At 35.0% G+C, this 24,756-nt stretch carries 21 protein-coding genes; 4 read left to right on the top strand and 17 right to left on the bottom strand.

The window, feature by feature from the left end:
* Positions 1–11 precede the first annotated feature (11 nt).
* From M2098_RS04510 to M2098_RS04530, 5 genes are all read right to left on the bottom strand, one after another.
* Complete coding sequence (locus M2098_RS04510; RefSeq protein ID WP_280681929.1) at positions 12–827, bottom strand: PTS system mannose/fructose/sorbose family transporter subunit IID; 816 nt, start codon at positions 825–827, stop codon at positions 12–14.
* On the bottom strand, positions 814–1,572 hold the full coding sequence (locus M2098_RS04515; protein ID WP_280681931.1) for a PTS sugar transporter subunit IIC: 759 nt from the start codon (positions 1,570–1,572) through the stop codon (positions 814–816). Before M2098_RS04515 ends, M2098_RS04510 begins: the two co-directional genes overlap by 14 nt.
* Positions 1,573–1,584: 12 nt before the next feature.
* On the bottom strand, positions 1,585–2,055 hold the full coding sequence (locus M2098_RS04520) for a PTS sugar transporter subunit IIB (protein WP_280681932.1): 471 nt from the start codon (positions 2,053–2,055) through the stop codon (positions 1,585–1,587).
* Between the two features lie 12 nt (positions 2,056–2,067).
* Positions 2,068–2,484 carry a PTS sugar transporter subunit IIA gene (locus tag M2098_RS04525; RefSeq protein ID WP_280681933.1) on the bottom strand — a complete coding sequence of 139 codons (417 nt, stop codon included), beginning with the start codon at positions 2,482–2,484 and terminating at the stop codon, positions 2,068–2,070.
* A 110-nt stretch (positions 2,485–2,594) separates the two neighbouring features.
* Complete coding sequence (locus tag M2098_RS04530) at positions 2,595–5,309, bottom strand: sigma 54-interacting transcriptional regulator (RefSeq protein ID WP_280681934.1); 2,715 nt, start codon at positions 5,307–5,309, stop codon at positions 2,595–2,597.
* Between the two features lie 101 nt (positions 5,310–5,410).
* Between M2098_RS04530 and M2098_RS04535 the strand changes: the two genes are divergently transcribed.
* A complete protein-coding gene (locus M2098_RS04535; protein WP_280681935.1) occupies positions 5,411–6,619 on the top strand; it encodes an RNA polymerase subunit sigma-54 in 1,209 nt (402 codons plus the stop codon).
* A 12-nt stretch (positions 6,620–6,631) separates the two neighbouring features.
* On the opposite strand, the gene M2098_RS04540 is transcribed toward M2098_RS04535, so the two are convergent.
* From M2098_RS04540 to rsmG, 4 genes are read right to left on the bottom strand one after another with little or no spacing between them, the layout of a single operon-like run.
* The gene (locus M2098_RS04540) at positions 6,632–7,543 is read right to left on the bottom strand and encodes a ParB/RepB/Spo0J family partition protein (RefSeq protein WP_134167820.1); all 912 of its coding nucleotides are present in this window, start codon (positions 7,541–7,543) and stop codon (positions 6,632–6,634) included.
* Positions 7,536–8,321, bottom strand: a complete 786-nt coding sequence (locus tag M2098_RS04545; protein ID WP_134167822.1) for an AAA family ATPase — start codon at positions 8,319–8,321, stop codon at positions 7,536–7,538. Before M2098_RS04545 ends, M2098_RS04540 begins: the two co-directional genes overlap by 8 nt.
* An 11-nt stretch (positions 8,322–8,332) precedes the next feature.
* A complete protein-coding gene (locus tag M2098_RS04550) occupies positions 8,333–9,097 on the bottom strand; it encodes a ParB/RepB/Spo0J family partition protein (RefSeq protein WP_280681938.1) in 765 nt (254 codons plus the stop codon).
* Complete coding sequence (gene rsmG, locus M2098_RS04555) at positions 9,094–9,804, bottom strand: 16S rRNA (guanine(527)-N(7))-methyltransferase RsmG (protein ID WP_280681940.1); 711 nt, start codon at positions 9,802–9,804, stop codon at positions 9,094–9,096. Before rsmG ends, M2098_RS04550 begins: the two co-directional genes overlap by 4 nt.
* Positions 9,805–10,496: 692 nt before the next feature.
* Between rsmG and M2098_RS04560 the strand changes: the two genes are divergently transcribed.
* Both M2098_RS04560 and M2098_RS04565 read left to right on the top strand, forming a co-directional pair.
* Positions 10,497–14,084 (top strand): SpaA isopeptide-forming pilin-related protein, encoded by a 3,588-nt coding sequence (locus M2098_RS04560; RefSeq protein ID WP_280681942.1) that lies wholly within the window; start codon positions 10,497–10,499, stop codon positions 14,082–14,084.
* A 10-nt stretch (positions 14,085–14,094) separates the two neighbouring features.
* The gene (locus M2098_RS04565; RefSeq protein ID WP_280681944.1) at positions 14,095–14,772 is read left to right on the top strand and encodes a hypothetical protein; all 678 of its coding nucleotides are present in this window, start codon (positions 14,095–14,097) and stop codon (positions 14,770–14,772) included.
* Positions 14,773–14,817: 45 nt separating this feature from the next.
* On the opposite strand, the gene M2098_RS04570 is transcribed toward M2098_RS04565, so the two are convergent.
* The 8 genes from M2098_RS04570 to deoD all read right to left on the bottom strand — a co-directional run bounded on the left by M2098_RS04570 (position 14,818) and on the right by deoD (position 23,886).
* Positions 14,818–15,768, bottom strand: coding sequence for an ABC transporter permease (locus M2098_RS04570; RefSeq protein WP_134167832.1), 951 nt, complete (start codon positions 15,766–15,768; stop codon positions 14,818–14,820).
* Position 15,769: 1 nt separating this feature from the next.
* Positions 15,770–16,879: an ABC transporter permease gene (locus M2098_RS04575; protein ID WP_280681946.1), complete on the bottom strand. Its 1,110-nt coding sequence runs from the start codon at positions 16,877–16,879 to the stop codon at positions 15,770–15,772.
* Positions 16,872–18,410, bottom strand: a complete 1,539-nt coding sequence (locus M2098_RS04580) for an ABC transporter ATP-binding protein (protein ID WP_280681948.1) — start codon at positions 18,408–18,410, stop codon at positions 16,872–16,874. The genes M2098_RS04575 and M2098_RS04580 overlap by 8 nt, the downstream gene beginning before the upstream one ends.
* Positions 18,411–18,502: 92 nt before the next feature.
* Complete coding sequence (locus tag M2098_RS04585; protein WP_280681950.1) at positions 18,503–19,567, bottom strand: BMP family ABC transporter substrate-binding protein; 1,065 nt, start codon at positions 19,565–19,567, stop codon at positions 18,503–18,505.
* Positions 19,568–19,612: 45 nt separating this feature from the next.
* Positions 19,613–20,455 carry a YjjW family glycine radical enzyme activase gene (locus tag M2098_RS04590; RefSeq protein WP_280681952.1) on the bottom strand — a complete coding sequence of 281 codons (843 nt, stop codon included), beginning with the start codon at positions 20,453–20,455 and terminating at the stop codon, positions 19,613–19,615.
* Positions 20,448–21,947 carry a YjjI family glycine radical enzyme gene (locus M2098_RS04595; RefSeq protein ID WP_280681954.1) on the bottom strand — a complete coding sequence of 500 codons (1,500 nt, stop codon included), beginning with the start codon at positions 21,945–21,947 and terminating at the stop codon, positions 20,448–20,450. Before M2098_RS04595 ends, M2098_RS04590 begins: the two co-directional genes overlap by 8 nt.
* 11 nt (positions 21,948–21,958) lie before the next feature.
* Entirely contained in the window at positions 21,959–23,158 is a 1,200-nt protein-coding gene (locus tag M2098_RS04600) for a phosphopentomutase (RefSeq protein ID WP_280681956.1), read from the bottom strand.
* 11 nt (positions 23,159–23,169) lie between these two features.
* Positions 23,170–23,886, bottom strand: a complete 717-nt coding sequence (gene deoD, locus M2098_RS04605) for a purine-nucleoside phosphorylase (RefSeq protein WP_280681957.1) — start codon at positions 23,884–23,886, stop codon at positions 23,170–23,172.
* A gap of 117 nt (positions 23,887–24,003) precedes the next feature.
* Here deoD and M2098_RS04610 point away from each other — a divergent pair, with 117 nt between their 5' ends.
* Positions 24,004–24,741, top strand: a complete 738-nt coding sequence (locus M2098_RS04610) for a Crp/Fnr family transcriptional regulator (protein ID WP_280681959.1) — start codon at positions 24,004–24,006, stop codon at positions 24,739–24,741.
* Positions 24,742–24,756 lie beyond the last annotated feature (15 nt).

Below are 24,756 nucleotides of genomic sequence, written 5' to 3' on the forward strand. Positions count from 1 at the left end.
GTTTGACGTGTTTATCCTAAAATTCCAAATTGTGCACATACGATTCCAAAAATTGCAGTAATTACAATTAATAGAATGACATTCACTTTTTTCTTTAAGAAATAGTAGTAAATTCCTGTAGCACAAAGTGGTAATAATCCAGGCATAATTCCATTTATTACATCTTGTAGTAATGGAGCATTCTCTCCACCACCAATTGTTAATGGTGTAGTTACACTCACTAACTCATTTGTCATTCCACCAATGACCATAACCCCTAGCATTGATGCAGCTAACATAAATTTGCTCATCAATCCAGATTGTTGAATTTTTTCTAAATAATTAACTCCAAGTTCGTACCCTTTCAAAGAACATACATAGCGTAGGATGAATGCAGGTATATTAAAGATCAATAAGAATAAAATTGGACCTAAGATATTTCCTTGTACCGCTAGTGAAGTACCAACACCTACAGCTAATACACGAAGTGTACCTAACATAATAGAGTCACCAATTCCACTTAATGGACCCATAAGTGCAGCTTTTACCGCATTAATCGAAGCCGTATCGAAATCTTCTTGTTGGGCATTCATTTCTTCCATCGCAATTGTGATACCACCAATAAATGGAGCAATGTGCGGTGTACAGTTGAAGAACTCTAAGTTTCTTGTTAATGCATCTTTGTATTTTTCTGGTTGTCCCTCATAAATCTTACGTAATGCAGGTTCAATCATGAATTCAAATCCCATGTGCATTTGTCTTTCATAATGCCAAGAGAATTCCATAGGAAGTGATCTCCAGAACATTTTACGTAAGTCTTTTTTCGTAATTGAATTAGAAGTCTTCATCAACTGCTACCCCCTGTACTTGTGTTTCATCTTTTGTAAATTTGATTGATAAGAAAATCAATATAACTCCAAACAAGGCAATACCTACTACTGGGATTCCTAAGTATGCTGATAATAAGAATCCTAAGAAGAAGTGTGGAATAACTTTCTTATTCATAATCATTTGTAATAACATGGCAAACCCAATTCCTGGTAATAATCCAGTTGCGATAGTTAATCCGTTTGTAATTACTTCTGGAATTGCATTTACAATTGCTTCCATTTGCGCAGATCCTAATGAGAATCCTAAAAATGTAATAATTGCTAATACTGTACATGTGATAAATCCTGTACACATGTGAATCACAGATACTGCTTTTCCATTTCCTTTTGCAGCATAGTTGTCTGCAAGTTTTGCCATCAATGGACGAACAAGTGAGAAAATCACGTTGTCAATTGCTAAAGCTAATAATGCAATTGGAAATGCCATTGTAAAGGCTACTTCTGGTCCTTTTCCTGTTACAATTGCAAATGCTGTTCCTAATACTCCTCCAACAATAACATTTGGTGGAATAAATGCTCCAACTGATACAGACCCTAAGAATGCTAATTCAAGAGTTGCCCCAATTGTTATCCCCATTTCCAAGTCACCAAGAATCAATCCAACAACTGGACCTAATACAATGGGACGTTGGATCATATTTGTTCCCGTAGCTAAATCACATTTCCCAATGAATGCTACCAACGCTAATAATAGTGCTTCCATAAATTCTCCTCTCTACAATACACTTTCAGCTTTTACTTTTTTATCTGTAGGTACCATACGTATTTCTACTTCGATACCTTTATCAACCATCTCTTTGATCATGTTTTCTTCATCTGTTGAAACATTCATCGCTTTTGAGATTTGTCTTGTTTCTTTTGATGCTTTTGTACCACCTAAGTTTACGCTTTTTACACTTGGGCATTGATCAACAAGCATTTTTGCATCTTTAATTGACTCAACAACAACTAATAATTTGTATTTATCAGTTACCCCACTGTTGATAGCCTCAACTGCATCTTTCATGCTTTTCATAACCAGTTTTACACCACTTGGTTGTGCTAGTTTGATAGTTGTTTTACGTAAATCATTTACAACAACATCATCATTAGCAACTAGAATACAGTCTGCCGAAACCGCTGATGTCCATGAAAATGCAACTTGACCATGTAATAAACGATGATCGACTCTAAGTAATTGAATCATAAGTCCTCCTTTCTAAAACTCTTCATCTTCTCGTACTTCTATAAAATCCTTACTCACTACACTCATACCATTTTTTGCGTTTTGAATAAGGTCAAGATAGTCACTAGTTTCTAACTTTTCTTTTTGGTTTAGTAATAAATCCAACACCATACTCATATTCATCCCTGATAAAATTGTCACATTTCCAAATTCCATTAGTTTTGATAAGGTTGTGTGAACACTACCACCTTTCACATCACAAACAATTACATATCTATCTGTACTTGTTGATATTTCCAACTTTAATTTTTCATAGTAATCATTTGGTGTCTCCCCTGGATATAAACTATATGTTTCTACTTGTTTTGCTAAATCACCAACAATCATCGAAACTGAATGTAGCATCCCTTTTGATAGATCACCATGTGAAGCCAAAATTACTTTTTTCAAGAAACCACTCCTTTCAATTCTTATCAAGCAAGAACTGTGCCAAACCGATTATTTTCAGTTCTTTACCCGTCACTTACTAACAAGCAAAAAGTGTGCCAAACTGACACACTTTAATCATTTTTTATATAATCGTAAATATAACCGATTTCAGGAATCGAGATATCTACCCCATAATATTCTTCAACTTCTCTAAATGTTTGCTTTACTAAATTAATAAAATTTTGATTTTCTTTGGTGAATTCATCGACATCTAAATACGTTTCAACTTCTTTGTTCATAACTAATCGTTCAATCAAACAACTAATGTGAACATACAAACCAAAACATGTACTACTTGATAATGTTTTATCCAACGCATTTTGTAAGCGATCAAGTGCATCTGCGACATGTTCTAATAGTTTGTTTGGATTTAAGATGGTTAAACTACTCATAATATTACTTAATGAGAAATTCTTTAGAATCTTCTTTTTGAAAGTATCCAATTGCTCTGCACTCATGATGGATTGCAACTCATGATTTAAAACAGCAAAGCTATCTGTAATAATTAATTCCTCGATTGGAATAAATGGAAGATTTTCAATGTTTGGATTGAGTGTTCCTACTATAAATAATACATGGTTATCTGCGAACACTTTATTATGAATTCCTTTCTCTACCAATTCATTGTAATTATATGTTTGAACTTCAATAGGAACATCTACTGGTAGTGAATCTTTTAGAATACGGCGTAGCTTTTCTGCAGTACCCATACCACTTGCACATGAACATAATATTACATTTTTCTTTAATTGATTTTTCTCAATGTGATAATGGGTCTTTGAATATTGAATGACTTCATCAAAAATATCTTCCATCGGACGATTTTGAATAATACCATTTCCAATTTCTAATGCTGTTTTTGTGCTGATGTTATTAATAATTCCAATGTTGGCTTGTTTGTTTTGTATTCCTTTGTAAATATCTTCTAAACTTCCCATATCTACTAAAAGAAATAGTTCTTCAAATTTACCCATACTATTTAGATATTCATTTAATTTTTTTATAATTGTTTGCACATCTTGGTTGATTGGCATATCAATCGCATCAAAAACATAGGTATCTAGAAATTGATTTGTCGCTTCTGCAATACTACTAGCCGTAGAAAATCCATGAGCAAGTATTACAGCTAAACGTTTCTTTTCGCTTTTATGATTTGTTACATTACTTAGATAAAACATAAACACAATTTTTACAATATCTAAAATATCTAAATCAAGATATGCATGTAAATAGTTTGTGATTTCTTTTGTAATATTAGCTTCGTAATATTTATGATTTTCTAAATAACTAAGCAATTCTGATATTTGTTCTGCTTGTTTGTACGACCAATTTCTAACACTGATATAATTCTTTCGATAATCCATAATAAAACAGTTTAAGGTCAGAATATCATTGTTTGATAAACTCAAGCCATAACGATTCCGGATCATATCGAAAATGTTTTCGATACCTTTATAGTAGAAATCTTTATCTGTTGACAGCGTGGCATGATACAAGATTTTATCAAAGTACTCATGGATATTTTGATTGATCGATACATCCATTTCTGTGATATTCGCATCATTACCTGTATATGTTTGAAAGGTTGTTAACACATTATGTAGCATTTGAATAATATAACTCTCTGCTTTAATAAAACTATCTAATTCATCTACAGCAATTGTATCTCCAGTATTTTCAAAGTTTGTCGTTATGCTTTGTAATTGTTCACTTTCTAGTATGTCTTTTGGTAGATCATGCAATTGAATAACAATTGCATCATCGTCTTGATTACTAAACATCGATTGGATACAACATGTTTGAATACATCCGCGAAGTCCTCCAATATTTCCTGGAAAATCATATGCTAAGAAAATGCTATATGCTTTTGCACTTATTCGAATTTTCTTCTGTAGTTTTTCTTGTTCTGCTTTGAACATGGAATATAAGAGTTCCACTCTTTCATGTAGCCCACGTTCTTTTAATGAAGGAACTGTAATCGTCATAGGAATACGACGCAATAATGTTTTGAGTAACACATCCTCAGGCTTTTCTGTAGTCGCAAATATCAATTTCACATTTGATGCATACCAGTTCTCATTATCTCCAACACGGTGATACTCTGCTAAATCCATAAACTGAAATAGTTTTTCCTGACATTCTGGAGATAAGTTGTGTACTTCATCTAAAAATAAAATCCCTCCATCTGCCAATGCAATTAAACCTTCATTATCCTTATCTGCACCAGTAAATGCTCCTTTTACATGTCCAAATAAGTTTGCAGTTAGTAATTCTGGGTTATTGGCATATTCACTACAGTTTACTGAGATAAACCGTTGTTCTTTACTTAATAAACCTTTATGTTTGGCATATTCATAAGTCAATCGCGCAATGTATGATTTCCCAGTACCTGTTGGTCCATATAACATCATGGGTAATCCATTAGGTGGATAAGATATGGTACCTTTACATTGACTAACTAATTCAGAAAGACTTCCATCATATCCAATGAGTTTTTCAAAGTCTCTTTTTTCATCAGAGTTTGTTGAAGTAAGCACATGTAATGAATCTACTTCAAGTGTGTCCACTTTTTGATTGTGGATTTCTTCAAAGATCTCTTTTGCTACATACAAAATTGGTTTTTGATTTATTTTTATTAGTTTTCCCTGTGCAAAGAGCTGACGAATTTCACTAGCTACTACATTTCTTGAAACTTGCAGTTTCTTTGAAACCTCAACTACCGAGTTACTCTCATAATCATTATTTTGGGTATGAACTTTAATTTCATCTAGTATTTTGTCTCGCATAGGCCACCTCTCGTATCCCATACTATTGGTAAAAAATAGCTTTGTCAAGAGCATAGTTTGGCATGAATCTTGCTATAATATTATTAATGAAAGGAAGTGCCATGAAACAAACTTTAAAAACTTCGCAAACAGTCCAACAAAAACTGATCTTATCCACAAAAATGAAGGATTCACTTGATACATTAAGCATGGATCGTTCATCTCTTTTAGTGATGCTACAAGAGGTTACACAAAACAATCCAGTTTTTGATTTTACACCAAACTATAGCAATGAGGATTCATTTTTTGAGTTAGCTTCAACAGGTGCTTCATTGCGTGATGAACTTTATTTACAGCTACACACAAGTAATGCGTATTATGATGAAGAAGTTTGTAGTTTCATCATTGAATCACTAAATGAACATGGTTTTTTAAGTGACTCCATCGAGGATTATATTCACACATTACAAATCGATACATCAACTTTTATGGCAAATCTAGCACTTATTCAATCCTTTGAGCCCATTGGTGTAGCTGCGCGTAATTCTATTGATTCCATTTGTATTCAATTACAACATAAAGGATATGATGCAGCAGCAAATTTATTAAAAGAATATCCAAAAGAACTTGCCAATAAAGAATATTCGAATATCATCAAGAATACTTCTTATTCAAAACATGATATCGATTTATTTTTGAAACAAATTCAGACATGCAATCCATATCCATGCTCAAATTATACAACTACAAATCAACAAGTAATTACTCCTGAATTTAAAGTAGAAATAGATGAACATACGATCGAACTCATTCCTAATGATCTTGGTCATGTATATGTACTTGATGAATATAAAGAATATACAGAAGAACTCAAGAGTTATTTTCAAGAAGCATATTTCTACATTGATGCAATTAGTAAACGAAATCAAACGTTAATGGTTTTAGCCAATGCGCTTTTTCATATTCAAAAGTCACATTTCTTATATAATGATGAATTACAACCTTGTTCCTTAAAAAAACTTGCAGATTTGACAGGATTTCATGAGTCGACTGTTTCTCGTACGCTCTCTAACAAGTACTACGAATTTGGAGAACAAGTACTTCCATTAAAACATCTTTTCGTATCACAAACAAAAGGTGGTACGAGTAAAGATGCACTAATTAAAGCAATTAAATTACTAATCGAACAAGAAGATCCAAACGCACCATTAACCGATGATGAGTTAGTTGTATTACTTGATGAGATGGAACTTAACGTTTCACGACGTACAATTGCAAAATATCGAAAACAATTGAACATTCCTAACTCAAATAAGAGAAAACGAAAATAAAAAAGAGAAAGACTATTCTTCCTCTAATAAATCTAATATTTCTAAGACACGATTTAAATCATTTACACCATCATAGTGAATCGTGATCTTACGATCATCAATATCAACTTTTGTTTGTAAGCGATCTTGCATCATTTTTACAACACCATCGTAATTTGAAGCTTTACTTTCTTCTTTACGTTTGTTGACATATGGTGATTTCATTTCTTTTACTAAACGTTCTACCTGACGAACGCTCATCTTATCTTTAATTGCTTGTTTTGCTACAAGTTTCATATCATCTTGTGAATCAAGTGCAAGAATTGCACGTGCATGTCCCATTGTCAGTTTATTATCAGCAACATATCCTTGAATATCTTTAGGTAGTTTTAATAAACGTAAAATGTTAGTAACATGCTCTCTACTTTTCCCAACTTGTTTTGCAAGTTCTTCTTGTGTGTATCCAAGTTTCTCAATCAAGTTCGCCATTGCTTGCGCTTCTTCAATCACGTTTAGATCTTCACGTTGAATATTTTCAAGTAAAGAAATCTCCATCATTTGTTTGTCATCAAAGTCGACAACAATAGCTGGAATTTCTTTTAATTTTGCAATTTTCGATGCACGCAAACGACGTTCACCAGCAACAAGTTCATAACCGGTAACACTTTTCTTTACTAAAATTGGGGTAAAGACTCCATGCACTTCGATCGATTGTGCTAACTCTTCCAATGCTTTTTGATCAAATTCTTTACGTGGTTGGTATGGGTTTGGTTTAATACTTTTTACTTCAATCAATGAAGCTTCATATCCTTCCACATTACCTTGTTGTAGATTTTCTACTGCTTTACCTACTTCTTTACCAAAGATTGCCTCAAATCCAGCACCTCCAGTAATATCTTGAAGACCTTTTCCTAGTCCACCTTTTTTTCCGTTTTCTTTACTCATGTTTTGCCCCTTTTCGATTTGCTTTCTCAACTTCACTTGCTAATCCAGCATATGCTTTTGCACCCTCACAACGTACATCATATTCAAAAATTGACATACCACGGCTAGGTGATTCAGAAAGACGCACATTTCTTGGTATAAAGCTTTTGTAGACTTTATCCTTGAAGTGTTTTCGTACTTCTTGTTGGACTTCCAATGATAGTTTTGTTCTTGCATCAAACATTGTAAGAACAACACCTTCTACTTCTAAATTTGGATTGAATAATTGTTGCACCAAACGAATCGTTAGTAACAATTGCATCAATCCTTCTAGTGCGTAATATTCACATTGTACAGGAATAATTACGCTATCTGCAGCAGTAAGTGCATTGGTATTCAACAACCCTAGCGAAGGAGGACAATCGATAATAATAAAATCGTATTCATCTTTCACTTTATCTAATTTATTTTTTAATAATTCTTCTTTACCTGTTTCGTATTGCACCATTTGTAAATCCGCTCCAGCTAATGAGATATTTGCTGGAATTAAATCAATTGGTGGATTTACCAATTTCTTACGCATTTGATCCACTTCATAATCTTCCATGATCAAATTGTAAACACTGAGTTTGCTGTCATCATTATTTGCACCAACACCCTGTGTTGCATTTCCTTGTGGATCAAAATCAACAAGTAGTACTTTCTTACCTAGATAACCAAGTCCACTAGCAAGATTTATCGCCGTAGTGGTTTTCCCGACACCACCTTTTTGGTTAGATATTGCAATAATCTTTCCCATAAGTCCCCTTTCTATTTCGTAATTTTTAGTGTAATCGTTACGAAATCTTCCTCTTCAGATTGGGCATAGTCAATCGAGATACCACTCTTTTCAACCATTTCCACTGCTCTTTTAATGGTATTAATACCAATTTGTACATTTCTTGATACACCTTTAACGGTTTTCGCGACAACCGGTTTCTTCTCTTTTTTCTTTTTCGCAATTTCACTTTCTACTTGTGAAACCGTCCAACGATTCTTAATTACTTGGTCTAAGATTTCGTTTTGGCTTTCTCCATCTAATGATAACATACTTCGTGCATGTCGTTCACTGATCAATTTACTTTCTACTGCATTTTGAACATTAATATCCAGTTGCAATAAACGTAATTTATTGGCAATCGCAGGTTGTGATTTTCCCAAGCGTTTTGCAAGTTCTGCTTGTGTCATATTGAATTGACGCAAAATATGATCATAGGCTTTTGCTTCTTCAATTGCACTAAGATCTTCGCGTTGTACATTTTCAACAACTGCCATATATGCAGAATCTTTTACATCACTTTCTACAATATATGCAGGTATGGTTTCATATTTTAAGTATTTCGTGGCACGTAATCGACGTTCCCCTGCTACAAGTTCATAACCATCATCAACAATCCGTACACTAATCGGTTGAACTAGACCGTTTTCACGAATCGAATTAGCTAATTCAATAATGGCATCCACATCAAAAAATGAACGTGGCTGATTTGGATTGATTTTAATTTCATTTATGTTTATGTCTCGTATTTCACTCATGCTTTTCTCCTCAACGGGTTCTTTTTTATCTGCGCAAATGGGCGCGGATATTTTTTCGGTGTCGAATCGACTTTCTTTATAATTAGGTTATTGCGTTGTTGACCAAAAAACTCTTGATGATCAATACGCTCAACACTTCCTTTTAATGTTTGTATTGCAAATGCAGCTTCTTGTAATTCATCGTCTGCACCTGGCCCCTTCAAGGCCACAAAAAATCCACTTTTTTTTACTAGTGGTAAACATAATTCACTTAACATTGTTAAGTTTGCAACCGCTCTAGCTGTCACAATATCAAATGCTTCACGGTGATCTTTGGCAAAGTCCTCTGCTCTAGCATTCATAATTGTAAGATTTGATAATCCTAGTTGTTTTTTTACCTCATTTAAAAAGGTACAACGTTTTTGCAGTGGTTCAACAATCGTTACCTTTAACTCTGGATATAATATCAAACACGGCACACTAGGAAAACCAGCCCCTGCACCAACATCGCAAAGACTGCCTTTTATATCAACCGCGTAAGCTAAAAGAAAACTATCGAGAAAATGTTTCTCATAGATCCCTTGTTCATCGACGATTGCCGTCAGATTCATTTTTTGATTCCATTCAACTAATAAGTCTGCATACTTTGCGAATTGAAGTTTCATTTCTTCACTGACTTCAATTCCTTTTTTTGCGACTTGTTGATAGAAGAATTCTTTCTTATTCATATGCCTACCTATTATAGCATATAATCCTAAAATTCATTCCCTTGACATAAAAAAATTGGGTTCATTATTATCTAATCATAATAACGAACCCGTCAACAATTCAAATTTTCCAAACAATTTCTCCTTTTCTTTACTTCTAACTTCTTTGTTGTTGATGTTTTTCCTACATTCTTACTTTTCTGTTGTATTTTCTTCTTCAATTACTTCGTCAAATTATTTTGATTGTAGTTACCTTATCACTTACCTATATTTACTTTCTCTTACTTCTATGCTCATTGTTATCAGCTAGGTGTCATAATGTATTAATCAACAACTTTTTTCTTTTGTCCAAATGAATTTCTATTCACCCTAATTTGATAGCGGATACTGCCTGAATAACCCAAATGTATTATTCATTCCTATTGCCTTATCATATTCAAATGTAGTCTTTGTCAATTTTTTCATTTAGACTGCTTATGTTCCCATGGGTCTAAGCTCCTTTCTGTTTGGAAATTTATGCGAGGTAGCTAAAGCTTTTCCTTTAGTCTTCCTCCTTACCTACATTATACGTATAGAATCGGATTTGTTAATGGCACTGTCCAATTCTGCTCGTTTTATGGAAGATTCGGATTTTTACATTATTTGAATTCTTTTTCACTAATTTTTAGGATAATCTTTTTACTTTTTCCAATATATAAGCGAGGAGGTTTTCTATGAAAATTAAACGATTGATTTATGTAATGCTCGTCATGCTTATCAGTTTTAGTAGTGTAGCCTTTTATCCTAATAAACAAGCACGAGCACAAAATGGAAATCTATCACAGATTTCTACAGGGATATCTTATCGCTGGGAAGCCACAGCAGGAAATGTAAATGGAATGGCAGCTGGATGGGGTACACTGCATGCTTTTACTGTAGATGGACAGCGCGCACTTTGTATTGATCCCGCAATCGAGGCAAGTCTAGGACCAGGATATCAAGCAAGTCCATTACCTAACAACACTTTGCAAACACGCATTGCTCGTTTAGCAATCGCAAATAATTATGCAAATATGTCAAACGAGGAAATCAGCATTTTTAATGCATATGTATGGAAAATATTACATCCAAATTTAGCCTATGCTTCTCTTGATGTCGCTAACTTTCAACAGCGTATCCAACACTGGGAAGCCATAAATACTAACTATTGGCTTAAACCAACCTATGCGCTTGGTGATAGCTCAATCAAAGCAAATGAGACACGTAGCTTCACTGTAAATAATCAAGCCACAAATCATGCATGGAAAGTCGTGTCAGCAAGTCCAAACGTATCAGCAAGCATACAGTCACAAAATACATTACATGTGCAAAATAATAATACAACAGACGATTCGATTACTATCACTTTAGAAAAGGATATTGGAAACTATAAAGGTGGTGCAACGATGTTTACTAAGACTGGTGCACAAACTTTAGCAAGCTACAAACTTAGTCAAAGTGATACAATGCAAATCACCTTAAAGAATATTCGTTATGGTGCTCTTGAGATAACAAAAATTGATGAACGTGGAACCCCTGTTGCAGGTGTAACTTTTGATTTAGCTACTGACATGCAGATGCAACATAAACTAGGTACATATATAACTGGTGAACAAGGAAATGTGCGTATCGAGAACCTTCTTCCACAAACATTGTATTTACAGGAAGTTGCTGTTGTTGCACCTTTAGTTGTTGATCCAAAAGTTGCACCTATATATATTCAACCAAATAAAACATATACATATACAATGAGCAACAAGCGTGCAAAAGGAACTATCAACTTGCACAAACAAGATGCAACAAACGGTATAACTCCACAAGGAGATGCATCATTGTATCCTGCAACCTATGAAGTATTTGCGCATGAAGATATTATCGATCCAGTTAGTAAACAAGTACTTTTACCAAAAGACACATCGATTGGTCAACAAAGTACAAGCAAAGAGAATTTAACTCTATCTTGGCAAGGCTTAGAATTAGGAACTTACCGAATTGAAGAAACAAAAGCACCTAATGGCTATGCAAAAGATAAGGCCAAGATTATTAAACTAACGTACGAGAATCAAACAACGGATGTAATTACACGTGATGTGACTTCTTATGAGCAAGTATATCAAGGACAACTAGCGATTATAAAAGTATGGGGACCATCATCGGGGTTACAACTGAATGAACAAGGTGCTGAATTTACCATACAGCTTGCTTCAGAAGTAGAGCGTGTTGGAAAAGAGAATGCAACAATTTACGATACACTTTGTACCAATGAGAAAGGGCACGCAAAAAGTAAACCCCTTCCTTATGGTACATACATCATCACAAATACAAAAACCGGAAATCTAAACTTACATAAATCTCCAGATATGACTTTCACGGTAAAAGAAGAAAACCAAGAACTTCAAACTTATGTTGTTCGCAACAATCAATTTGAAGCCTATGCAAAATTGATAAAAGTGGATGCAGACACAAATCAGAAAGTTACATACTCAGCAGCAAGTTTTAAACTGAAAGATACAGATGGAAAGTATGTAAGTCAACGAGTTGGAAATAAAGTATATGATACATTTACAACAACAAAAGATGGACATATCGCAAGCAAAGTAACTGGTGAAGCATTTACACCATTAAAACTTTGTGCAGGTACTTATACTGTTGAAGAAATTAAAATACCTGAAGGTATGCTAGTTCTCGATTATACGCCAACACTTATCATTTCAAGTGATAGCGAGTTCTTAGAAAGCGATGAAGATGGAAATAGTGTAATAAGCTTAGTCATTAAAAACAAACAACCTACTGCAACTATACAACTGCAGAAAACATGGGAAATGCCACTAGCTAGTCATACCTATAGTGCCGGATTTGAACTACAAGTTTTAGATGATATCCTTTCACCAATTGATGGTTCAACGCTATATAAAAAAGGTGACATAATTGTAAATAAAGATTCAGAAGATGGATATTTTTACACAGATGAAAATCATCTTCTACAAATTACAAACTTACCAATTTCTGTAGTAGGTAAAACCCGTTATGCCCTCCTAGAAAAAGTTACATCAACTGGTTATCTACTTCATGAAGAACCACTTATTTATACATTTAGTCAAACGGATAATAAGACAGCAATTTACACAGAAAACAAAAAACTAGAAAATACATATATTCGCACCAATCTTGTCATTGAGAAAATTGATGCATACACAAATGAAATCATTACTGATCTTGATGGGTTCGAATTTAGTCTGAGTTATACTTGGCATGACAAAGAATATCATCAAACAAGTAGTATTGATCCAAGTACAGGGAAAATAACATTTACAGATTTACCTTATGGTGCAACAGTTCATGTCACAGAAAGTAAAAGCAATGATTTATATCTACTATCTGATGAAGTGTATACATTTGTCCTAGATGAAGCATTTGTTGATTTAGGTAGTACACATACTATTGCATATGCAAATGTACCAAAGCCGAAATTGTCAACAATTGCTTTCAACAGGGATGAAGAAAAAATTATCGATCCAACCATCGATCAAGTCTTAGTAGATACATTGATGTATGAAAACATCGATATCAATCAAACATACGTATTAGTTACTGAAATAATTGATAAACAAAGTACATCATGTATCCAATCCATCACTAGCGAAGATATTCATTTTGAAACACACAATGGCATCTATGAAGTAGAACATCATGTATCAGCAAATACCTTCAATGATGCAGATGAAATCGTGTTTTATGAATATCTATATAGCAAGGACGACTATCTAAAGAGAACTGAGCCAGTACCATACTTGGTACATGAAGACATCAACAGTGAAGATCAAAGTATTACATTTCATTCAACAGAACATACAATCTATGTAGAAAAAAGGGATACATATTCAAAAGAGCCAATCAAAGGTGATAAAAATAAAGAAGTTATCTTCGAAGCAAATTTCTACAAAGATGATGCATGCGTACAAACAAAACAAATTGCTTCAGAAAGCGAAACTGGAGTAGCTACTTTATCATTTGCAGGTTCTGGAAGTTATGATCGTATTGAAATAAAAGAAATCAAAGCACCAATGGGTTATCAAATATCTGATGAGATCATTACCGTACAAATGGATGACTTTGATGATAAACATATCTACACGATTCATTATTTCAATTCTCTTATTGAATCGATGACACTCCCAGCCACAAATGATACCAGTCAAATTCATTTCTTTATTGCTTTGATTTGCACTTCGATTGGTGGAGTATGTATATTACGATATAGAAAACATCGTGAAACATCATAGAAAACAAATCATGATTTGCATCTTTCTTCTCTTTTGTAGCGGATGCAGACAAAGTGCAAGTGAACAAGGAAGCTTAAAAGATTTTTCTCTTTTAGAAGAAGAAAAAGATCTTACTCCACCAATCATCATTTGCGATAGTGATTCCTATGAAATTGAATTAGGTGCAAGCTTTGATTTAAAAGAGCATATAGAAGTTGTCGATAACAAGACAAAGAATATTCGCTATCAAATCGAAGGAGATTTTGATAAATACAAACCTGGTCACTACCAAGTAGAAATTGTGGCAAAAGATCATGCAGGAAATGAAGCACGTAAAGCACTTGAAATACTTGTACGCGATACGTCTTCAAAAAAAGAGCCATCCAAGGCGATACCTCCAAAGAAAGAAAGTGATACTACACCTTTACCAAATACAAATTTACAACCAAATGGTGTAACTCCTATCATAAATACTTCTACAGAGAATGGGAATTCCATAGTGGTCGAAACTGTCGTATCACAAACAAAACCTGAAGAACGAAGTTTTCTGTTTACAGAAGGTTATACTACTTCTACAGGTTTAAAACCTGCAGATTATGCTTGCCAACAGTACCTACTTAGTGTGCATACAAGTGGATATAGTGGACACTGTGAAATCCTTTACGATCAAGATCGTAATCCGATAGGAACAAAAGCCACGTTCCATTAAAAAAGGTCAGTCTCATGTAAGTGAGATTGACCTTTTGCTTTTTCATTATCTTTCTCCAGCGTCGTAAATTTGACCTGCAGCTTTTGGACCAATTGAACGTTTGGCAAATAATACCAATGCAACAATGGTTAATACATAAGGAATTGAGTAGAAGAATTCTGTAGGCATTCCACTTAATCCAGGTATGTTTCCTGAATATGATGAAATGATTTCTGAGAATCCAAAGAATACTCCAGTAAGTAGACATCCCCATGGATTCCACTTTCCAAATACCAAACATCCAAGAGCGATAAACCCAACTCCGTGAATAACTGATACAGAGAATTGAATGTTTGTTGTTAAAAGCATAATTCCTCCAGCAAGCCCTCCAAGAGCTCCTGAAGTTAAAACTCCAATGTAACGCATTTTCGCAACATTGATTCCCATTGATGCACTGGCTTGTGGGAATTCTCCACAACTACGTAAACGTAATCCAAATCTTGTTTTATATAACAAGAAGTATGCACCAACAACAAGTAATACGGCAATGAAGAATGTTGGATATGCTTCATTAAAGAACATACGGCCAAGAATTGGAATATCCTTTAAAATAGGAATTGAAATCTTTGGCATACTTACAGGAATGTTAGGCGATCTTTGTCCTTGGAAAATTAATTGACATAAGAATACGGTAATTCCTGTTGATAACATATTAAGCGCAGTACCAGAAATGGTTTGATCTGCACGTAATCGAATCGAAACAAAAGCATGAATTGCTGAGTAGGCACAACCAACAAGGGCTCCTACAAGTAATCCAACCCAAATTGCAGCACGTCCCATACTTTCACCTAGGAAAATAACGGTAACTGCAGTTGCGAATGCTCCTACTAACATAATCCCTTCTAAAGCGATGTTGATAACTCCACTTCTTTCTGAGAATAATCCACCAAGCGCTGCAATGATAATTGGCGTTGCCATAACTAGTGCAGCTGGGAACATTTGTAAGAATAATTCCATTTTATTTTCCCTCCTTACTAGTTTCTAAGGTTTTTGGCTTAGCTTTTTTATGCTTACGCGCTTCAAGTTTTGTAAGTAATAAGCGAATACCATATTGCATTGCCACAAATAATACGATAAATGCTGAAATAATTTCATTGATTTCTTTTGGTACTCCAGTTGCTTGCATTAATGGTGCCATAACTTTTAATAGACCAAATAGCAATCCAGCTAAGACAATACCAATTGCGTTAAATGCACCTACAAAGGCAACCGCAATTCCATCAAATCCGTAGTTTTCAAATCCACTAAGAACACGTCCCATGTTGAATACACCAAGTGACATAATTGCTCCAGCTACACCCGCTAATGCTCCAGCGATCATCATCGATAGTACAACGTTACGTTTTGTTTTCATACCTGCATAATCTGCAGCGTATTCATTGTGTCCAGTTGCTCGTAAACTAAATCCAAATGATGTTTTGTTTAAAATAAACCAGTAAGCAAATACACAGAACGCAACAATTAGAATTCCCCAGTGCAAACGTGAGTGATTGGTAAGTCCACTTAAGAACTCTGAACTCAATGATGCAGATGAAGGAATCACTACTGTTTTAGAAATACTTGATCCTGGTAATGATTTCAAAATAAAGTTACTTAAATACATACCAAAGTAGTTCAACATAATACAAACTACAACTTCATTTATCTTAAAATTACTTTTCAGCAGACCAGGTATAAAGCCCCACAGAGCTCCTGCAAGTGCTCCTGCAAGTACGGATGCAATTACATGTAAGATTCCTGGAAGTGGTACTAAAATAGCAACTACAACACTTGCACAAGCTCCTACCATGAATTGTCCTTCAGCTCCAATGTTAAACATTCCTGTTTTATAGGCAAAGGCTACAGACAATCCCGTTAAAATTAGCGGTAAAGAGAATACGATAAATTCTCCAGTATTACGTAAGTTAAAAACTGGACGCTGTGTTGTCATACCAGTAAGTCCACGTAAAATCGCATTGAATAATACCATTGGACTATATCCAGAAACAACTAAGATAATTAGACCAAGAAGTAACCCAAGTCCAACTGAAACTAACGAAACTTTTAATGCTGAGGTTTTGTTATTCATGAGTTGTGTCCTCCTTGTGTGTTTCTCCTGCCATATACAATCCAATGTCTTTGAAGTCCGTTTTATCACGATCAATAAATGCTGTACGTTCTCCATCATGGATAACTACGATACGATCTGATAAATCTAGAATTTCATCTAAGTCTAATGACATTAATAAGACAGCTTTTCCATTATCACGCTCTTCCACGATTCTTCCATGGATGTATTCAATCGCCCCAACATCAAGTCCACGTGTTGGTTGTACAACAAGTAGTAATTTTGGTGAGCGATCAAGCTCTCTAGCAATAATGGCTTTTTGTTGGTTTCCTCCTGACATACTACGAGTTAAGGATTCTTTTCCTTCTCCACTACGTACGTCAAATTCATCAATTAGTTTATTTGCATGTTCATCAATAATATCCATTTGCAGAATTCCATGTTTTGCATATGGTGCATCTGCATAGGATTGTAAGATTAAGTTTTCTTTTAATAAGAAATCAAGTACCAACCCATATTTATGGCGGTCTTCAGGAATGTGTCCCATCCCTTTGTCAAAACGTTGTTTGACAGAACAATTGCGAATATCTTCCCCACAAAGTAAAATCTCACCTTTACTTGCTTTCATCAATCCAGCAAGTGCATAAATTAGTTCACTTTGTCCATTCCCATCAACTCCGGCAAGCCCAACAATTTCACCTGCACGTACATCAAATGAGAAATCTTTTACGATTTGTTTCTTACTTTCATTTTCCACACATAAGTTTTTTACATCAAGAATTACTTCTTTTGGATTTGCTGGTTTTTTATCAATCGTAAAGTTTACGTTACGACCAACCATCATTTCCGCCATTTCTGGAATACTTGTTGTTTTTACATCAACTGTATCGATGTATTTTCCACGACGTAAAATTGTACACTCATCTGCTACTGATTTTATTTCAATCAATTTGTGGGTAATTAAAAGAATGCTTTTTCCTTCTTTTACCAAACGTTTCATAATTTCAATTAAATCATCAATTTCTTGTGGCGTTAATACCGCAGTTGGTTCATCAAAAATAAGAATATTTGCATCACGATACAACATCTTTAGAATTTCAACTTTTTGTTGCATCCCAACGGAAATATCAGAAATCTTTGCATTTGGATCCACGTTGAATCCATATTGTTCTGACAACTCTTTGATTTTGCGATTTGCCGTTTTAATGTCAATAACATTCATTTTGTTTTTGACTGGTTCATCACCTAAAATGATGTTTTCTGCTACTGTAAATGATTCAATAAGTTTAAAGTGTTGATGCACCATCCCTATTTTTAACTCTGTAGCCAAGTTTGGATCCATTTCCTTAATCGTTTCACCATGAACCTTTATTACACCTGAGGTTGGTTGGTAAAGACCGAAAAGAATGGACATTAATGTAGATTTTCCTGCTCCGTTTTCACCAAGTAAAGCATGGATTGAGCCTTCTTTCAAACGTAATGTGATATTATCATTTGCTTTGATTCCCGGGAATTCCTTGGTGATATTTAGCATTTCAACAGCGTATGCCATATCTTCCTCCTATTTTATAATTATCTAAGTTAATTTTATCATAAGAAAAAGGGGATGGACATCCCCCTTATTCTTGATTTAGTTAAGAACGACTAGTTAGTCCCACCATTTGAAATTGTTGGTTCTTCAGACACTTTAATAGTTCCACCTTTGATTCCAGCTACAGCACTGTCTAATGCTTTTGTAATTGCTGCAGATAAGTTTGGATTTTCTTCTGGGTATCCAACTCCATCAAGGTCAAAGTTGTAAGTGATTGTTTCTGCTTTGAAATCACCATCTAGTACTTGTTTACAAGCATCGTAAGTTGAAACATCAACACGTTTTAGTGCAGAAGTTAAGATTACAGAATCTCCATTTGCCATTTTTCCATCTTCGTATTGGTCACGGTCAACTCCAACTGTGAATACTTTATCGCCTTTTTCCGTACGTTCTTGTGCTTCTTGAATCACACCGTTTCCTGCATTACCAGCAGCAGCATAGATAACTTTCGCTCCAGCATCGTATTGTTTAGCAGCTAGTGTTTTCGCTTTTCCTGCATCATCGTATGATCCAGCGTAGTCAACGTAAATTTTTACATCTGGGTTAGCAGCTAATGCTCCTTGTTCGAAACCAGCTTGGAATGCTCCGATAACTGGTCCTTCCATACCACCGATAAATCCAACACTGTCAGATCCTAATTCTTTAGCTTCCATTGCAGCAGCCATACCAGCTAAGTATGAACCTTCGTGAGCAGCAAATACAGCAGATTGTACGTTGTCAGCTTCAACAACAGCATCGATAATTAAGAATTTCGTTTCTGGGAATTGTGCAGATACATCTTTCATTGCATCTTCAAATAAGTATCCAGCAGCAACTACTAGATCATATCCATCTTCAGATAATTGTGTAAGGTTACTTACGTAATCAGCTTCTGCTTTTGATTCTAGGTATGTAATACAGTCATCTCCTAAACCTTCGTCTTCAGCAAATTTTTTGATTCCTTCCCAAGATCCTTGGTTGAATGAACGGTCATCAATACCACCCATGTCAGTTACGAAACCTATTTTTACTTTACATGCTTTGTCATCTGATCCTTTGTCTTTGTCATCTGATCCGCCACAAGCTGTTAGCGTGAATACTAACATTGCACATAGTGCGATAATACTAAATTTTTTCATCTTTACCTCCGTGGGAAACTCCCTAAAAACATTTAGTCAATCTATTTATACAACGTAAACTTGCCCTTGTCTATTCATTAAAGCGATTTTCTTATAGGCATTCGCATCCGCTTCACTTACCGTCTTCATTCCGAACACGGATACCCCCTCTGGACGTACTCCATAAGGGCGGTAGCGTAGTAACTTATAAGGAATACTCGCCTCAAGATGTTTACTTACATAGTCAACGGTCTTCGTATTTTGCGCATCTTCATCAGGCAATAATACGGTTCGCACTTCGACCAGTTTTCCTATCGATTGTAAGTATTCAAGATTTTCAAGAACAACTTTATTGCTGTATCTGCAAAGCTTTTGATGAAATGTCTCATCTACAGCTTTTACATCTAACATCACTCCATCACTAATCTCAAGTAGTGGTGTATATTGTTTAAAATCATATGCACCATTACTATCAATCAGACAGGTTAATCCCAACTTTTTCACTTCTACAAATAAATCATAAATGAAGTCTGCATAATTCATACATTCACCACCACTAACCGTAATTCCGCTAATGAATAATGCATGTTCCTTAATATATGCGACTAGTGTTTGTACATCGTATGTTTTCACTTTCGGGGATGAATGGTGTTTACATACTTTAATGCACGTATCACAGTCTACACATTTACTAGAATCCCAAACAACTTTTCCACTTACTTCACTAAGTGCATGGGTTGGGCATGTTGGTATACATTCTTTACAATCCACACAAAGATTCATCGTTTCTGGATTGTGACAATACAAGCAACGAAATGGGCAACTTTGGAAAAAGATCGCCGTTCGATTTCCTGGTCCATCTACATTTGAAAAGGGAATAATCTTATTTACAATTGCAGTTTTACTCACTGTAAATTTTGCGATTTAACGCTTTTCCTTTTTCTTGTGCACCTTTTCCAAACATCGTTACTTGGTTTAGACTTGCTTCATTATTTCTTAATTTTTCAATTTCACTTCGTTTTACTAAATATCCAGTTACTCGGACTACATCGTTATCTGCATTATATCCTGAGAAATAACGCATTCCACTAGCTAGAGCACCTTTAATAATTTGTAAGACTGCTTCTGGTGTTTTCGTCCATGTTTCATCAAACTTGAAGATATCTCCAACTCCAGAAACAAAATGTTTATGCATTTTTGCTTCCAATAAAATATGATCCCGTAATTCTGGTTCACTACCAATCGGAATTCTCACACCTGGTGAGTTTTCCGTACCATCACTATCGATTCCAACTTGTGCATGCATGACATAGGTATCATTGCACCCTTCACAGTACAATCCCTTATGTCCAACAACAAGTTCGTGAATCGTATCTAATATTTGCAAACCAAGATTGGTTGCTTCTTCGTTATGTCCATATCCTGCATTTGGATCTTTAATATCAAGAAGATGGTTCACACATTCAGCTAATCCAACAACTCCAAACATACCTGTGAAGTTTTCTTGTTTTACAAATCCTTCTTTGACTAAGAAGTTACTTTTGAAGAAACTTGATTCTTCAACAATGTAACGAATTCTTTGATCCATGTTTTTTAGCATGATTTGGACGTAATTTGGTAATACATGCGTAATGAAATCATTTGCATCTTTTGCCTTCTTTGATGCATTGTACAAACGAATTCTTGGTAATGTATACCCACCTCCACCAACACGTAGTGAATTGTAGCAACTAACAATTGCATATTCTTTTGAACCTGCATCTTGTTGGTACATCACGTCATTGGCAAAACTTGGTTTACTTGTTGCTAACATACATTTTACACTGGCAACACCAAAGTCATCACTTGTATTCTCTGGGTTATATAATAGTGTAATGTTCGGAATTGCAAGTTGCATTTCCTCTGTTAGTTCTAAAATAATTCGACTTACGCGATTATCTTCTGGACCGATATTTGCATGCACGAAACTATCTGTTAATGTGCTATCGATATGTTGTAAGAATAAGCGTAATGCCTTCTTTGTTTGCTTTTCATCTGTATCAAATGGAGCGAATAATTTTGAGAAGTTTCCTAAATATACTGGAAATGAAGTAATACTAGGTACATGCTTATAGAAAATCAATAAGGCATTGGTTGCTTCCCAAATATCTGTTGGTGCTTCTACGTTTAAAAACTTACACCCTTTTTCCATTAACACGTTGTAATCAGGCACTATATACCGTGGTCGGTATGGTGCAAGACCTTCACCTAAGTCACATAGAATTTCTTCATTTAACGCTTCAATCCATTCTGGATCACGAGCTAATGAATCATCCATGTTTTCCGCTAAGCGAGCAAGTGATAAAACTTGTTGTTCATACGTTAAGGTTGGATCGCTAATAATATCGTGTACTTTGCTCATCCTGTACTCCTTTATTTTTCTAGTTGTTCAACTAGCATATCTAAAACACTTTCACCAATGGTACCTTCTGGCATTGCAACTTCAAAGTTATCACAAATCGTAGCACCAATATTGGCAAATGTATCAAATTCTGTAATATGTTTTCCCGCTACCATCTTCTTGCTGTAGGCGATGAATGGTACTGTTTCTTTGGTGTGATCACTACCTTCATACGTTGGATCATTTCCATGGTCTGCAGTAATAATTACCAAATCATCATCTTGCATTTGTTCTATAAACACTTTTAATTTTTCATCAAATCGTTCCAGTTCTTCTCCATATCCTACAGGGTTTCTTCTGTGTCCCCATAAGGCATCAAAGTCAACAAGGTTGGTAAAACATAACCCGGTAAAATCTTTTTGTAGTAGATCAATGGTTTGTTCCATCCCGTGAACTGAACTTTTACTTTTATATGCTTCACTAATACCTTCACCATCGAAGATATCTTTAATCTTTCCAACACTGATGACATCATAGCCACCATCTTTTAAAGCATCTAGTGCAGTTGGACCGTATGGTTTTAGTGCATAATCATGACGATTTGCCGTACGGACAAATTCACCTTTTTTACTTCCTGTGTATGGACGTGCAATAACACGACCGACCATCCATTCTGGACGCATCGTTAATTCACGTGCAATTTCACAGTATTTATATAAGGTTTCTACACCCATCGTTTCTTCATTCCCACAAATTTGCAGAACGGAATCCGCAGATGTATACACAATTAAGACACCATTGTTGATTTCATCTTCACCAAATTCATCAAGAATTTCAGTACCTGATGCACTTTTATTTCCAACAATTTTACGACCGGTACGTTTTTCCAATTCATCAATTAATTCTTTTGGAAATCCAGTTTCTGTGAATGTTTTAAATGGTGTTTTAATTTCAAGACCCATCATTTCCCAGTGTCCAGTCATCGTATCTTTTCCAACACTTGCTTCTTTCATTTTTGTGTAAACCGCTTTTGGTGAAGCATTTGCTTCTACACTTGCAAGTGGTGTAATATTTGCCATTCCAAGTTTTTGTAATGTTGGAATTTTGAAGTTAGGCATATGATCTGCAATGTGTGCTAATGTATTTGCACCAGTATCATAACCTGGTAAATCATCTGCACCAACGCCAAGTGAATCAACGACGATGGTAAAGATTCTTTTATAGTTTTTCATTGGAACTCTCCTTATAGTTTAATTGCACTTTCTAAGGCAACTTCCATCATTTCATTGAATGAATTTTGTCTTTGTTGGGCCGTTGTTACTTCGTGTGTTACTAATGAATCAGAAATTGTTAATAAACATGCAGCTTTCTTACCTAAGATTTGTGCGTTATGGAATAATGCAAAACTTTCCATTTCGACACATACACAACCATGTTTTTCATAGAACTCAACGTGTCCATCTACATTATCTTCATGATAGAACACATCACTTGAGTGAATTGTATTCTCGTGAACGGTTTTTCCAATCTTTGTTGCTGTGTCAGCAATCAATGCATTTAATTCACGATTTGGTTCGATTACATCTTTATCATAACCAGATTGTGCAAGTGCAAAGCTTGATTCACTCCATGCATCTTTTGCAAGCACAAGATCAAATAGGTTTAAATTATCTGTATATGCTCCTGCACTACCAATACGTATAATTACTTCTACATCAAAGAATTTAAATAATTCATATGAGTAGATACCAATGCTAGGCATTCCCATTCCTGAACCCATAACACTGATTTCCTTTCCCTTATATGTTCCGGTAAATCCAAACATATTTCTTACACTATTAAATTGTTTTACATCCTCTAAGTATGTATCAGCGATAAACTTAGCACGTAAAGGATCACCCGGCATCAGAACAACTTTAGCAATTTGTCCCTTTTCTGCTTGAATGTGTGGTGTTGCCATAAATTTCTCCTCCTATGACATGCTTTTTTAAAAATTGATGCGCATGTCTTTACATGCACATCATAACTTGGTGTATAATATTAAAAAAGGCCATGTGTCCCTTTTTGGAGAAAAAATATGAAATTTTTATTAGATCAGATTGAGCACCTATTACAACCCGATACGTATGCATTTCTAGCAACGCTTTTTAAGCAATGTCCAAAAGATATTCTAATGCGTATGGATATCATGCATTTTCCCAAGAATCATATTATTATGCATACGGGAGATCCCAACAAGGATGTCTACATTCTTATCAAAGGTGGAATTGAAGGAGTTGATGAGTCCGTACCAACCATTCCATATACATTCAGTGATTTACGTCCGATTGATATACTAGGTGACTATGAGTTATTTAGTAATGTAGCCACACGGTATGTATCTTTGAGAACAACAACTGAAACAACATGCCTAAGAATTAATGCTCAAGATTATCTGAGTTGGATGAAAACCGATATAAATGCGTTATTTATGCGCATGGGAATGTTAATGCTTGTACTTGGACAAGAAACCCAGTTCCATCGTCAATTCCTGTTTTTAGACAACGAAACTCGATTGCTATTATTCTTACTCGAACAAGTTGAAAAGAAGGCAAAAAACTTTCCGTACAAGATTGAAGCAAGTCGCGAACAAATCGCTTCACGTATCGCAAGTAGTATTCGTACACTCAATCGAACACTATCAAAACTTGAAGATATGGGAATGATTTCACGAACACATGGGAAAATCATTATTTCAAAACAACAGAGTGTTTTAATCAAAGCTGCAATTCATCAAGCAGAAAATGATTTACGCCTCACTTTACCAAAGACATAAGAAAAGCAGCAACCG

The sequence above is a fragment of the Breznakia sp. PFB1-19 genome, from assembly GCF_029893935.1.
GTDB classification, from domain to species: domain Bacteria; phylum Bacillota_I; class Bacilli_A; order Erysipelotrichales; family Erysipelotrichaceae; genus Breznakia; species Breznakia blatticola.

What these genes read in the sequence shown, in the direction of transcription:
- M2098_RS04550 (WP_280681938.1), bottom strand. Translation starts at nt 9,097, where the DNA reads ATGAGTGAAATACGAGACATAAACATAAATGAAATTAAAATCAATCCA.
- M2098_RS04580 (WP_280681948.1), bottom strand. Translation starts at nt 18,410, where the DNA reads ATGGCATACGCTGTTGAAATGCTAAATATCACCAAGGAATTCCCGGGA.
- M2098_RS04585 (WP_280681950.1), bottom strand. Translation starts at nt 19,567, where the DNA reads ATGAAAAAATTTAGTATTATCGCACTATGTGCAATGTTAGTATTCACG.
- M2098_RS04595 (WP_280681954.1), bottom strand. Translation starts at nt 21,947, where the DNA reads ATGAGCAAAGTACACGATATTATTAGCGATCCAACCTTAACGTATGAA.
- M2098_RS04535 (WP_280681935.1), top strand. Translation starts at nt 5,411, where the DNA reads ATGAAACAAACTTTAAAAACTTCGCAAACAGTCCAACAAAAACTGATC.
- M2098_RS04520 (WP_280681932.1), bottom strand. Translation starts at nt 2,055, where the DNA reads ATGATTCAATTACTTAGAGTCGATCATCGTTTATTACATGGTCAAGTT.
- M2098_RS04530 (WP_280681934.1), bottom strand. Translation starts at nt 5,309, where the DNA reads ATGCGAGACAAAATACTAGATGAAATTAAAGTTCATACCCAAAATAAT.
- M2098_RS04600 (WP_280681956.1), bottom strand. Translation starts at nt 23,158, where the DNA reads ATGAAAAACTATAAAAGAATCTTTACCATCGTCGTTGATTCACTTGGC.
- deoD (WP_280681957.1), bottom strand. Translation starts at nt 23,886, where the DNA reads ATGGCAACACCACACATTCAAGCAGAAAAGGGACAAATTGCTAAAGTT.
- rsmG (WP_280681940.1), bottom strand. Translation starts at nt 9,804, where the DNA reads ATGAATAAGAAAGAATTCTTCTATCAACAAGTCGCAAAAAAAGGAATT.
- M2098_RS04510 (WP_280681929.1), bottom strand. Translation starts at nt 827, where the DNA reads ATGAAGACTTCTAATTCAATTACGAAAAAAGACTTACGTAAAATGTTC.
- M2098_RS04570 (WP_134167832.1), bottom strand. Translation starts at nt 15,768, where the DNA reads ATGGAATTATTCTTACAAATGTTCCCAGCTGCACTAGTTATGGCAACG.
- M2098_RS04610 (WP_280681959.1), top strand. Translation starts at nt 24,004, where the DNA reads ATGAAATTTTTATTAGATCAGATTGAGCACCTATTACAACCCGATACG.
- M2098_RS04515 (WP_280681931.1), bottom strand. Translation starts at nt 1,572, where the DNA reads ATGGAAGCACTATTATTAGCGTTGGTAGCATTCATTGGGAAATGTGAT.
- M2098_RS04545 (WP_134167822.1), bottom strand. Translation starts at nt 8,321, where the DNA reads ATGGGAAAGATTATTGCAATATCTAACCAAAAAGGTGGTGTCGGGAAA.
- M2098_RS04565 (WP_280681944.1), top strand. Translation starts at nt 14,095, where the DNA reads ATGATTTGCATCTTTCTTCTCTTTTGTAGCGGATGCAGACAAAGTGCA.
- M2098_RS04560 (WP_280681942.1), top strand. Translation starts at nt 10,497, where the DNA reads ATGAAAATTAAACGATTGATTTATGTAATGCTCGTCATGCTTATCAGT.
- M2098_RS04540 (WP_134167820.1), bottom strand. Translation starts at nt 7,543, where the DNA reads ATGAGTAAAGAAAACGGAAAAAAAGGTGGACTAGGAAAAGGTCTTCAA.
- M2098_RS04575 (WP_280681946.1), bottom strand. Translation starts at nt 16,879, where the DNA reads ATGAATAACAAAACCTCAGCATTAAAAGTTTCGTTAGTTTCAGTTGGA.